Genomic DNA, 12,583 nt, shown 5'->3' on the forward strand with positions numbered 1-12,583 from the left:
AACTAATATTTGAAGTACAGATATCATTCAGAGCAAAGCGAAGAATCTCATTTCAAAATTTATAGATTCTTCGCTGCGCTCTGAATGACAAACCGCTAACTATTGCGTGTTATGAAAACATAGTTTCTAAGCCAGATTTGCTATTAATAATATCTTGAAACGTTTCGATATATAATTGCGCAATTTGAGACATTGGATGCGCTGTTGCAGCTTTATAATTAGTTTTAGCTAAGTTTAATCTATGTGCTTCGTTTGTTACAATCGCTTCAATTGCTTTTGCTAAACTTTCTACACTAGTTGGTTCAAAAAATTCACCTTGATAGCCTTCATCTTGCACTAACAAAGCTAAGTCACCTAAGTCTGGCATTACAACCGCTTTACCATAACTTCCAGCTTGATGCAATACTCCTGAGCTTCCTGTTGTAGATGTGTATGGAAATACAACTACAGCACTTTCATTAAATAGTACTGGTACATCTTCTTCTTCTACATAACCTGTAAAACGCACTTGTGAAATATGCTTATAATCTTCTTCTACTTTTGCTAAGTATCCTGGCACATTTGGGTTGTCAGTTCCTGCAATAACAACCTCTAAATCTAATCCTGTAGATTTTCTTACCATTTCCACAGCTTCAATCATGCCTTCTACTTTTTTGTAGGTTCCAAATTTTCCGAAAGTCATAATTTGCAAAGGCCCTTCTGGTAAACTGTAGTTTGGTTCTTCTGGAATTTCGAAAGTTCCGTGTGGTATTAATTTTACGTTTGTTGCTAAATATTTCATCTCTAAGATATTTACATACTTCTGCATGGTCACCGCAACTGTATCTGCTTGTAATATGAGCTTCGTTAGGCTAGTTCCAATAAATCCATAAAGCTTTTGCATTAGTTTATTTGATGTAAAACCTGCACTTCCTAAATCTACTTCTTCAAGAATATTGTGTAATAAAACGATACTTGGTATCTTTTTAAGTTTGCATACTAGCGGTAGCATTAATCCTAGTGCTGCTGCTATCTTCTTATCACCAAACTTCATGAATTGTAAATTGAATAATACAGAATCTGGTGCCGTTTGGTTTATCGCTTTTGTTACTGAAAAAATATTTTTATAACTATTAAACGACCAGCATTCTTTTACCGTAATCTTACAACCAGCTTCTGTAAAGTTGATATCTTTTGCGCCTTCCGTTCTGTCTGTTAATAAGATTAATTCTGTTACGTTTTGGTTTTGTCTAAACTGCTTTACTAAATGGTATGCATATTCGTTTAACGTGACTTTACTTGGTGGATATGCGGTTACAATTGCTAGTTTCATTTTGTGTATGTTTTAATGTTTGTTATTATTTACAGTACAAATTTGAGGTTTTATAGCGTTGATTTTTAAGAGTTTCGATAGGACGACTTTTACTGTAGACGAATGGCGTCTTACTTTAGATTAGGCCTTTTTATTATCATTCAGAGGGAAGTATAACCAGAGTATCTGTTTAAATTAATCTTAGTTATTATGAGATTCTTCGCTGCGCTCTGAATGACACAATCGCTCTAAATGACATAACGCTCTAAAAACTATTTTTTCTTCACTTTTGAATCAAACATAAAAAAGCCAATCTGTATAACTAACAACAAAATCATCGCAATAATTTGCATATGCACAACCTGTTCTAATGAATCGTGATAAAAAACAACAAGCACCATTTGTAACATACCGAATACTCCAGAAATAATTACGGGAACATATTTATCTAAAGACAAATAATAATAAGCGAAAATATTTGAGACCGCAAACATGGATGTCGCAATTGCATATTTCCATAATAAAGGTGCCATAGCGATATAGTCTTCACCAAAAAGAATGTTTATAATCAACTCAGGAAAACATAAACAGGTCACCACAATGATGATAGATATGGCAGCAATATAACCAACATACTTAAACAATACAGATGCTGTTTCTTTGCCTTCTTTCTTCAACTCTACAACTGCTGGCAATAATAACATTACAAACATCCAAGCAATGAAATAAACGATACGACCTATTAAGGCTAATGAAGCATATAAACCAGCTTCGTGCGCATCAAAATAATGTTTTACCAGTAAAATATCACTATTATTAATGATGATCTGAGTGAGTTCGTAGAAAGCAGTTAGTAAAAAGAAGTTTTTAATTTGTTTGCTGTATTCCGCTTCTAATGGGATTGACTTTTTAAAGCTAATTTGTTTCAACTTAAAAGGAAACAAACCAAACACAAAAGATAAAGCAATACCTATGGCGATAACTGCAGACGATTGTATATTGAATACTAAAATTAAACCTAGCGTAATTAATAAGCGGCTTAACATTTCGGACTGATAGGTAATCGATAAGGATTTATAAGCCTTCTTTCCTTGAAACGCTCCTCTATTGACACTCATTAAAAAGTAAAGTGGCACTCCACAACCAAAAATGATAAACATAGTTGCCGACTCCGTATTAAAAAGTGCTTTTAATTGCTCTGCAAAAACAATAATTAATAAACCTAGAAGTAAACCGACTGCAAACGCTTGTTTGTAAACTTTAGAAATAAAATTAGCGAAAATGCTATTCTCAAATAAAACTGAGAATTTTGCGGTAACCAATTGAAACGTCATTGCCACAAATGAGAGTACCAGTAAAAATGTAATTAATACTGCTGCGTCTGCAAATTGTGTAGGACCTAATAAACGACCTAAAATAAGATTGTATAAATAGTTACCTCCGTTTACAGCCAGAACGCTTATCATAAATAATTGCTCTGGTGTTAACTTTCTGGATTTGATTACTGCTAATAATTGCATGTCGTTTTGTTTTAGTTTTAAAATTTTATTTTATGCTGCTATTGCCGCTGCTGAAAAATTACGTAAGCGATTGTAAATATTTTCAGTTATATGACCAATGACCATAAAACCCTTATTTGTTTGTTTTGCATTCTTAAATAGTGTTTGTATCACATGGATTCCATAATCATCAATTTCTGTTACGTTTTCAATATGAATTGTGAGTTCTCCTTTTGTATTTAAAAGTGCTTCACATCTGTCTTTAAATGAATTGGCAGTCGCTGAATTCAGTACTCCTTCTACTAAAAATACTCCTAATTTTTCTCTAATTGTAAGTGCCATAATTTTGTTACTTTTTTGTGATTAATTGTTTAAATCTGACGCAAATATCTAGAGTATTTCCATGTATGTGCGTTCTATTTCGACGGACGGTAGATTGCTGTAGATGAGTGGAGGACATATGCACCGTAACTTGCAGTAAGTAAAATGATACAGATATGAACACTTTAAAATCACTTGTAAACCTTAGCTTTTTCTTAATCGTTTTTAGCGCAACTGCTCAAAACATGAAAGAAGGTTTTACGTATTTAGAAACCGGTAAGTATGCACAAGCCGAGTCATTCTTTAATACCATATTAAAAGACCATCCTACTAATAAGACCGCACGCTTATGTTATGGACGTGCCATAGGTCTCAACGGAAAAGCAGCAGAAGCAAATGCATTGTTTACAGATTTGCTAAGCGATTACCCAAATGATTTTGAGGTAAAACTAAATTATGGTGAGTCCTTATTATGGAATAGCAACTTTACGGCTGCTAAAACCTACTATAAAGGTTTAGTTACTGAAGACTCAAAAAGCTTTGCTGCACTATTAGGTTTTGCTAATACGCTTTCTAACCTAAAGGAATATGAAGATGCGCTTACTTATGTAAACAAAGCATTAGAAGTTTCACCAGGCAACCCAAATGCACTAAACTCTAAAAAGTATATCTATTTAGGTTATGCCTACCAAAACCAGCAAGCGCAGAACTATGATAAAGCCGAGTTACTTTTAACAAAGAACCTGGAGTTATTTGGTGATGATAAAGACACTTTATTAAATCTTGCTAATTTATATTTAATATGGAATAAGCTCGAAAATGCCAAAGCCATCTATAACCGATTAGGTGAACAGCCTGAGCATAAAATTATTGCCTTAAACGGGTTGGCTTTAGTAGAACACTTAAATACTAAAGAGAAGAACGCTTTAAATATAAGTACTGAGGCTTACACAAGTCTTAATGAAAACACGTCTAAAACTATTACGAAGCAAACAACTGAGCGTTATGCACAAGCTTTAATTTGGAATAAAAAATACAAAGCAGCCACAAACCTCATTGATACATTAGCCGAAACCCAACCTAACGAGAATTGGATTTTAGCTTTACGTGCAACCTTAAACATTTACAAAAGTAATTTTAAAAAGAGTTTAGTAGACTATAATAAGATCTTAGAAAACGACAGTACGTCTTTTGATGGTAACTTAGGAAAAGCAAATGTCTTAAAAGCCTTGGGCCGTTATGATGATGCCTATACTTCTGCCGAAAACACTTTGAAGTTTTACGATAACCAAAAAGATGCGGTTAACTTTATTAATAAAATGGATATTGGCTTTGCACCAACGTTAGAATCTAGTGGAGCACATACCTTTGATAATGGCGATAATAAAGCCTATTCTTTTAATAATAATGTTATCTTTCCCTTATCTACTAAATTTAGTCTTTTAGGAAACTACAATTACAGAACTACAAATAACACCGTTACTAATAATAGTGCTACCTCTAGTAATTTATCTTTAGGCTTAGCTTACCAATTAATTCCTAGTATTACATTTAAAGGCACTGCTGGCCTTACGTCTGCAAAAGCAGAAACTACAGATTACAAACAACTCATCACTGATGTGTCATTTAATATTAAGTCGTTTAAACTACAAACTTTAGATATTGGTTATAAACGCCAAATTGAAAGTTTTAATGCCGATCTTTTAGACCGTGAGTTGGTACAAAACAATCTGTATGCTAACTATAACCTTGGTACAAATTTTAATTTAGGTTGGTTTACACAAATTATGCACACGGCACAAAACGATGGTAACAGCAGAAACTTATTATTTACGTCGTTGTACTATAACTTATTACCAAAGCCAGCTCTAAAAGTAGGATTCAATTACCAGTACATTACGTTTAAAGATCAAGTACCAACCATCTATTTTAGCCCAGAAAAATTTAATGCGTATGAAGTTTTTGTAAATATCATTAAAGACGAAGCTGTTGCAAAACCACAAGAATGGTTTTATAATGTTACCGCTGCTTTTGGGTACCAATTTATTGAAGATGATGAAAAGCAAACGGCTTATCGCGTACAAGGTGCTTTTGGCTACAAATTCTCTGAACGTAGTTTATTAAATGTTTATGGCACACGAAGTAATATTGCCTCAGCAACTGCTGCTGGTTTTACATTTACTGAAGTGGGTGTACGTTTTAAATGGCAGTTTTTGAATAGGGCTGTGTTTAGGAAGTAACTAGATTGTATATTTTGCTTAGGTAGTTAAGCAAATAAATTAGTTTATCTTAATTGCTTTGGAGTTCCGCCATAGGTGACTTTATATGAAAAAGGTGTTTTTCTTTTTTTCATTATTTTAATCATTTCTTCCCATTGCCGAGATAGAATAAGCAACATTTCCCATACAGTTAAATTTGTTTTTTTAGAGGCGCCACGAATAAAAAACAATCCGATATCAGCTTCATGATAAGCAGCAATTTCATCCTTACGCTTATCCAAATGTATATCACGTGTAACTATGAAAGAGTTTGTCCCTTTAAGTTTTGGTATCCATTCTAAATCCTTACTGCCAGTGCCAAAATCGTCTTTTAAAAGTTTTATGTTTACTGTACGATTATTACGTTTAAGATTTTCAACGTTTTGAATAACATGAAATCCTCTCGCTAAATGAGGTGGCATATTTTCATCAAAATAAACTGTCACGCTGCTTTACGAGTTTTATAAGCAATTGCATCTTTTACATCAGCTTTGTCTAGTTCATAAATAGCAGCAATATAATCCAAACTATCACCAGCCTTATAGTGATTATAAAGTATATCAGGAAAAGTGTTATGTGTTTTAAAAACGGGCTGTCCAAATTTTCGTTCTGGATCGACCAAAATAGATTTTTCTTTTCCTAATGGATAATACTTAGAAGCTAAATCGTCACTATTAAAATCAAGTTTAATAAAAAATTGTTCAATAAGATTTAGGTTAAATTGCTTGCTTCCATCCAAAGTCATATTAGAACCTTCAAAGTCAAAAAAGATTGTTTTTTTATCGGTATGAATGTTCTGTAAAACTTTTCGTTTTGCAAAAGGGAAAGGGGTATTAAAAATTTTAGATAATTCTCTATGCGCATCTAATACTTTCTTAGGTTTTACTCCTGCTTCAGAAAACTGCATCATTATATAAAATTCGACAAATGTGTGGAAGCTTACTGCTCGTTTTCCATCTGTTAACCAAGAATATTTATAACCATATTCCTTTCCTATCTTTCCATCCCAGTAAATATTTATCCATCGATGTACTTGGTGATAGTCAATATTCAGAATATCGGCGATCTCTACCGCAGTAAAGCTGCCATTTCCTATTTTAGGTATATTTTCGAAATCCATCATAATTATATTTCAATATTACGAATATTTCTAGGAATTCTATTTCTATTTAACATTATGTCATCAATAAAAAATTCAATTCTGATATATTATTTACATTTAAATCCTTTAAGAAAAATTTATCGTATTCTAAAAAGCCTTCTGTAATTCGAGGGAAGCCTGACCGAAGAATCTAGAGAAATTGAAAACAAAGTAAAATAAGATTCTGCACTACGCTCAGAATGACACAACCAAACCTCTACAAACAAAAAAAAGGCAAAAGCTTGCGCTTTTGCCTAAGTAGGTATTGCTATTAATCAAGGGCTATTTAATAATCAGAATTAAGGGATTAGCTTATCATTTTATTCTAATACAAATTTAGCGAGTAATGCGTCCTTATTTTCAAATTTTCGCTCTATGGAATGTTCGCGTCGTTGGGTGTCCATTTACTGTCGGCGAATGGTTTATCTTATCTATTACTACAGAATACTACAACAAAAAAACACAGAACACTTTATCTTTCAGAAGGAAGTATGACCATAGAATCTACAGAAATTAGAACTTCAATAAAAGAGATTCTTCGCTACGCTCTAAATCACAAAATAGAGGCTTCGACTTCGATAATTTTCGGAATGCTCAGAATGACAAAACCATCACAAATAACAAAAGGCAAAAGCTTACGCTCTTGCCTCAAGTAGGTTAAGATATTAATTTAAGGCTATTTAATAATCAGTTTTAAGGGATTAAAGTTATTCTGACTACTAAAGATTTTACAGAAGTATAAACCTGAACTTAAGTTCGCTCTATTTATAGTGATGCTATTTTTACCAGAAACAGCATTATAGGTTGTGTTATAAACTTGCTTTCCTAATTGATTATAGATGGCAAAACTTAACGTTTCGTTTTGGCTTGCCATAAAGGTAATTGTGGCTTTTGTTGTCATTGGGTTTGGAAACGCTCTTATGGTCATTTGCTCTGTTTCAAAGGCTGTAATAGATAGAGCACTGTCCTGAGAGAAACGTAAATTATTAAGTGCTACTATTTTTGTGGTTGGAGTGCCATCTTCGGCAATCATTGTGAATACAATAGTAAGGACATCGTCTAGTACAGCATCAGATCCATTACTAGAAATTAAATCAGAGATGGGCACTACGAAATCTTGAGATGTACTTGTTAACGCAATGGTGGTTTTATATTGATCGTTCCAATTAGTAATGCTTTGCTTTACAAAAGTGATTTCTAAATTACCATTACCCTCAGCCCTAAACTTAAAGCTATTGTAATCGGTAAGATCTACGGCTTTAAAACGTGGTGTTAAAGCTCTGTAAGTCGCCAGGTAAGAACTTGTAATTCCTCTTAAATTTACATTACGCTCTATTGGAAAATCATTAGCATCAAAGTCAAAATCATTCGTTGTCACCTCGTAAAGACTTACGGAAGTATCTGGTTGTGCAGCATCAATTCCCCAAGGTCCGTCTGACATAAATAAATCATCTGGTGTTGCCGTACCATCACCAATTCTAAAACCAATATCAAATAAATTTCCTGTATCAACTGTAACATTAGTAATATATCCTGTTAGGTTTATAGTTGAGTTTAGTGTATCAAATGCTTCTGTTTCCGTTGCTCTATAACCAGCATCTAAGGTTACACTTTCTGTTGCATTGGTGTTAATAATTTGTAAATCTAAACCTCCATTAATGTATTGTCCTTTTCTAACAAATACAGTTGGTGGTGTTGAATTATTATACTCAATAATTGGCTTTTCAACATTTAAAAGATTTAAAACCTCTTCGCCTAAACTGTAAAGGTTATCTATAGTATTAGACCAAATTTGGAAATTATAAAATGTTACGTTTTCCTCGTACTGATCTAAATTCCAGTGACTCTCTACTGAAAAATTAGCTCCATCATTAATTACTTTTGCAGCTAAACTTAATACAAACTCATAAGTGCCATCTACATTTTTAATGATTGACTTGATAAAGGATTGTTCATTAATATCTATGGTCGATACCTGTATTAATTCTGCTCCCAACAAACGATCACAGATATATTTTGTGTGCTCATAAACACCATTCTCGGTTTTTAAAGCTAATATAGATGCTACAGGAATATCATTTCTTAAATAATCTACTCCATAAATTTCTGTTGCGTTTGTAATGCTTACTAAATCTTCTGGTGACGCGTCAATCACTTCATTTTCATCTATAACATCTAAAGGAATAAAATCTTGCAGTACAAAATTAGTGTTAGCATTACGTTGCGCATAACTAAAATCTCTTGTAACTCTTGGAGCTGTAGCTTTATCGAATGTATAACCTGTTTTTGCTCTATTAAAGTTTCTTTTGTTGATTTGCTCAGACAGTCTATTGTTACTCTCTAATCCACCTGCATTACTTCCAGATGTTGGTGGCTCAATGGTATCGCACATTCCATAACCAGAACATGAAGGATCTTCACAATCTATAAGTCCGTCACCATCATCATCAATACCATTATCACAAATTTCTTGTAAAACTGGTGCTGTTGGGCAACGTGCTCCATCATTACTGGCACTAGACGGTCCGAAAGCGAATAAATTAGCTTCAATATCATCTACAGTTTCAATAGTTTGAACCGCTTGAATCACATATATAGTTCCTGTTTGGTTGGCTGACACATAAAAACGACCTTCGTTATCAAAGTAAACTGCTCCGTAGGTATAGTTTAATCCGTTTAAAATTGGCACTACGCCTAAAGCAGATACAACACCGTTTTCAGGATTAATTCTATATAAAATATTAGAGCTTTTTGCTACAGCGTATAATTGACCATCAACCGCATTAAATGCCCAATCGTGAATACTGATATTCTGAGACAATGTTTCAGTAGCTTGGTGCTCAGTATAGTTTAGCGATTCTGGATCTAAATCTATTTTATAGTAAGTCGTTCCTCCTGCTTTTAAATAATAAATACCTTCAGAACTTACATCACCAACATAACGACCATTTGAAGGAAGCTCGTCAATATAAAATGAAGTTGTATTGAAGTCTTTTCCTATTCTAACAATAGTTTTTGCTGGTATACTTAAAGAACCCCAAATAAATCCATCTGCAGGATTGTAGGCTGCTGCGTTTATATTTCCTGGTGTAACATCTTGTGCAACTTGGTAAGAATTACCAGATGCCAAATCAATGGCATACACATCGTTGTATTGAAATAAATAAGCATTGAAATCGCAATTAAATGGGATGGCCTCTTGCGCTTGCGTGCTAAAACTTAATACAACTATTAAGCTTAAAATTAATTGATTTTTTAAAGTGTAAAATGTATTCATCATCGATTTATCTATCTGATTCTGATACAAATTTACTTCGATACTAGGCTCTTTTTTGTGATTTTCGATTGGTACAACAAAGACAACGTTGGGTCGCTCTTTACTATCGATGAATGGTTTTTATGTGTTTGATTCTGATGTCAGTTCGAGTGAATTCGAGGAATGACAGTGAGTTGAATTAATATCGAGAACAACCTTACAAAGCAAAGTTCTCGATACAATTTGTAATTGAAATTCGCTTACGCTAAATTCAAATACAAATCACTCGAACTGACGTTAACGAGAATGATCTGCTAAATATTATAGTAAATTAAGACGTTTCATCAATTCTGGTCGGTTAGAACGACTTACAGGAATAACATCTTTTTTAATCAACACACTATTATCTTCAATATCAATAATTTTATCGACGTTAATAATGTACGAACGGTGAATTTTTAAAAATAAACTATCTGGTAATTTATCTTCTATCTTCTTTAAAGTAGAGTGAACCGTATAATTTTTATCTTCAGTCTTCACTTGAATATAATCGCCTTTAGCTTCTACTAAATAAATACTAGGAATATCTATTTTAATAAGACGTCTATCAATATTAACATACAAATCATTACCAGAACTTGTTTCTACCTGACTTGAGGACGATGTTTCAGCAGGTGCTGCTGGTTTAATCGCTTCTGCTTTATCAATCGCTTTCTGAAAACGCTCTGGTGTAATCGGTTTTACCAAATAATCTACAATACAATCGTACCCAAAGGCTTGAATGGCAAAATTTGGATCTGAGGTTGTAAGTATAATTTTTGGTGGATTTTTAATGGTGTCAATAAAATCGAAACCCGTAAAATCTGGCATATGAATGTCTAAAAAAATTAAATCTATCTCATTAGAATTCAAATATTTTATGGCCTGCATGGCATTTGGAAATTCCTCTAAAACATTTAAAACGGCGACGTTAGAACACAATTGACCTATTATGGCTCTTGCAGTAGCTTCATCATCAATAATAATACAATTCATGTAAATTCTAATTATAACTGTTGTAAGTAATTAGTCATGATGGTGAGAATAGATTCGAATTCTTCTTGAAGTTTAGTATTTCCCTCAATCAAATTATTTTCGAAAGCTACTGCAGTCTCATAACTTTTTTCAAGACCTAAAATACTAATTTTATGTTTAAGTTTATGTACGTTTTCAGCGGTAAGTTTGTAGTTTTCAGCTGCTATGTTATTGAAGTACACTTTCTTCTCTTCTGGAAACTCAGCTTTAATAATGCCAATTAACTTTTCTTCAAAAGCTTTGTCTCCTCCAGACATGCTATGTATGTATGATAAATTAGGCTTCTCCATTAGGTTCTTTTTTTAACGTGAAATAAAATGTAGTGCCTTCACCTAATACAGATGTTAACCAAACTTTACCACCATAAAGATCTACTATTTTTTTAACTATTGATAGACCAATACCTGTTGATTGCATATCATTCTCTAATTTTTCGAAGGTTTTAAAAATCTTTTCGAAATAAACTTCGTCAATTCCCTTACCATTATCCTTAATGTAAAATTCCCATACGTCTATGGTATTGGTAACACCAATCTCTATGAGACCATTAACTTTATCGTTATATTTAATGGCATTACCTATTAGGTTTTGAAACAGTTGTTGAAGTCTATACTTATCACCTTTTACTACTGGCAGATCTGTTTTTGTTATGCTTATGTTGTTTGGTACTTGAAATATCCCTATAATATTATCAATTAAGTTATTGAGATTAACATCATAGACTTCTATTTGATTTTTGCCAATTGTAGAATACTCTAAAATACCATTAATTAGTGTATCCATTTTTTCTACATTCCCTCTAATTAGCTTTAATGTTTTCTGTCCATTCTCATCGAAAGTAGCTTTATAATCTTCACCGAGCCAAGCTGTTAATGTATCTATACTTCGTAAAGGTGATTTTAAGTCGTGAGACACCATATGTGCATAATCACTTAACTCTTGGTTTCTTAACTCAAGATTACTCAATAAAACTTGTTGTCGGTTAAACGCTTTACAAGCTTTAAGACTAATAGAAAATTTATCAACTACAGGTTGCAATTGCAATAAGTCTTTTGCTTTTAGCTTTTCTACTTTTGAGTATAGAAACAAATAGCCTTGCTCTTTTAAATTAAAGATGGCTAAATAGCCCGAGTTAATATCAATTGGTATTAATTTAGAAATCGAAGTATTAACCTGAGTAAGTGTATAATTCTCGAAACTTTCTAGAAAACTGTTATCTGATGTTGTAATAATTTGCCTTCCTAACGGAATAGAATAAGTTGAAATAAACTGGCTTTCTTTTCTTTCTAGAATCCATGCAGCGTTTAAATTTTTGCGTCTTAAAATTAGTTTTAGAAATAAATCACAACTTTCTTTATAATCTAACGATTGACCGATAGCCATGGCATATTCGTATAGCGGAAGAATCTCTAATATGTTATTATCTAACTTCATTTACTCAAACAAACCGATAACTACTGTTTTATTATAGAACTCTAAGAACCCTTCGCCATAAGATGATATTTCACCTAGCGTTAGTGCACCACCAATTGACACATCGGGAAATCTATCACGAATGGTTGCTGTAATAGCATTGAGTTCTTTTTCAAAATTATCTTCTAGAAATAAAATTCTAGAAATACAATCTATAATAATCGCTTTTCGTGGCTTTTCAGCAAATTTAAGGCTTTCTAATGCAGCATTTTTTGCTGCTTCTATTAATGAGTTTTCACTTCCATTAAGAATATCTACTAAGGTATTGTC

11 protein-coding genes are annotated in these 12,583 nt (G+C 32.8%); 1 reads left to right on the plus strand and 10 read right to left on the minus strand.

The features are described 5' to 3' along the window. Positions 1-109: 109 nt before the first annotated feature. The 3 genes from AB8B52_RS12555 to AB8B52_RS12565 all read right to left on the minus strand — a co-directional run bounded on the left by AB8B52_RS12555 (position 110) and on the right by AB8B52_RS12565 (position 3,132). Positions 110-1,312: a glycosyltransferase gene (locus AB8B52_RS12555; RefSeq protein WP_406028630.1), complete on the minus strand. Its 1,203-nt coding sequence runs from the start codon at positions 1,310-1,312 to the stop codon at positions 110-112. 251 nt (positions 1,313-1,563) lie between these two features. Then, on the minus strand, positions 1,564-2,811 hold the full coding sequence (locus AB8B52_RS12560; RefSeq protein ID WP_406028632.1) for an oligosaccharide flippase family protein: 1,248 nt from the start codon (positions 2,809-2,811) through the stop codon (positions 1,564-1,566). Between the two features lie 30 nt (positions 2,812-2,841). Continuing rightward, a complete protein-coding gene (locus AB8B52_RS12565; protein ID WP_406028634.1) occupies positions 2,842-3,132 on the minus strand; it encodes an STAS domain-containing protein in 291 nt (96 codons plus the stop codon). A 155-nt stretch (positions 3,133-3,287) separates the two neighbouring features. Between AB8B52_RS12565 and AB8B52_RS12570 the strand changes: the two genes are divergently transcribed. Further along, the gene (locus AB8B52_RS12570) at positions 3,288-5,351 is read left to right on the plus strand and encodes a tetratricopeptide repeat protein (protein ID WP_406028636.1); all 2,064 of its coding nucleotides are present in this window, start codon (positions 3,288-3,290) and stop codon (positions 5,349-5,351) included. 44 nt (positions 5,352-5,395) lie between these two features. On the opposite strand, the gene AB8B52_RS12575 is transcribed toward AB8B52_RS12570, so the two are convergent. The 7 genes from AB8B52_RS12575 to AB8B52_RS12605 form a co-directional block, all read right to left on the minus strand. After that, entirely contained in the window at positions 5,396-5,815 is a 420-nt protein-coding gene (locus tag AB8B52_RS12575; RefSeq protein WP_406028638.1) for a hypothetical protein, read from the minus strand. Continuing rightward, entirely contained in the window at positions 5,812-6,492 is a 681-nt protein-coding gene (locus AB8B52_RS12580) for a DUF433 domain-containing protein (RefSeq protein WP_406028640.1), read from the minus strand. Before AB8B52_RS12580 ends, AB8B52_RS12575 begins: the two co-directional genes overlap by 4 nt. A gap of 694 nt (positions 6,493-7,186) precedes the next feature. Then, positions 7,187-9,790, minus strand: a complete 2,604-nt coding sequence (locus AB8B52_RS12585; RefSeq protein WP_406028641.1) for a T9SS type A sorting domain-containing protein — start codon at positions 9,788-9,790, stop codon at positions 7,187-7,189. 297 nt (positions 9,791-10,087) lie between these two features. Continuing rightward, positions 10,088-10,801, minus strand: coding sequence for a LytR/AlgR family response regulator transcription factor (locus AB8B52_RS12590; RefSeq protein ID WP_406028644.1), 714 nt, complete (start codon positions 10,799-10,801; stop codon positions 10,088-10,090). Between the two features lie 11 nt (positions 10,802-10,812). Beyond that, entirely contained in the window at positions 10,813-11,097 is a 285-nt protein-coding gene (locus AB8B52_RS12595; RefSeq protein WP_406028646.1) for an Hpt domain-containing protein, read from the minus strand. Positions 11,098-11,116: 19 nt separating this feature from the next. Then, positions 11,117-12,274 carry an ATP-binding protein gene (locus tag AB8B52_RS12600; protein WP_406028647.1) on the minus strand — a complete coding sequence of 386 codons (1,158 nt, stop codon included), beginning with the start codon at positions 12,272-12,274 and terminating at the stop codon, positions 11,117-11,119. Beyond that, positions 12,275-12,583, minus strand: a 309-nt coding sequence (locus AB8B52_RS12605; protein WP_406028649.1) for an FIST C-terminal domain-containing protein, incomplete at its 5' end; no start/stop codon positions are given.

The organism is Winogradskyella sp., from assembly GCF_045105575.1.
In the GTDB taxonomy this organism is placed as follows: domain Bacteria; phylum Bacteroidota; class Bacteroidia; order Flavobacteriales; family Flavobacteriaceae; genus Winogradskyella.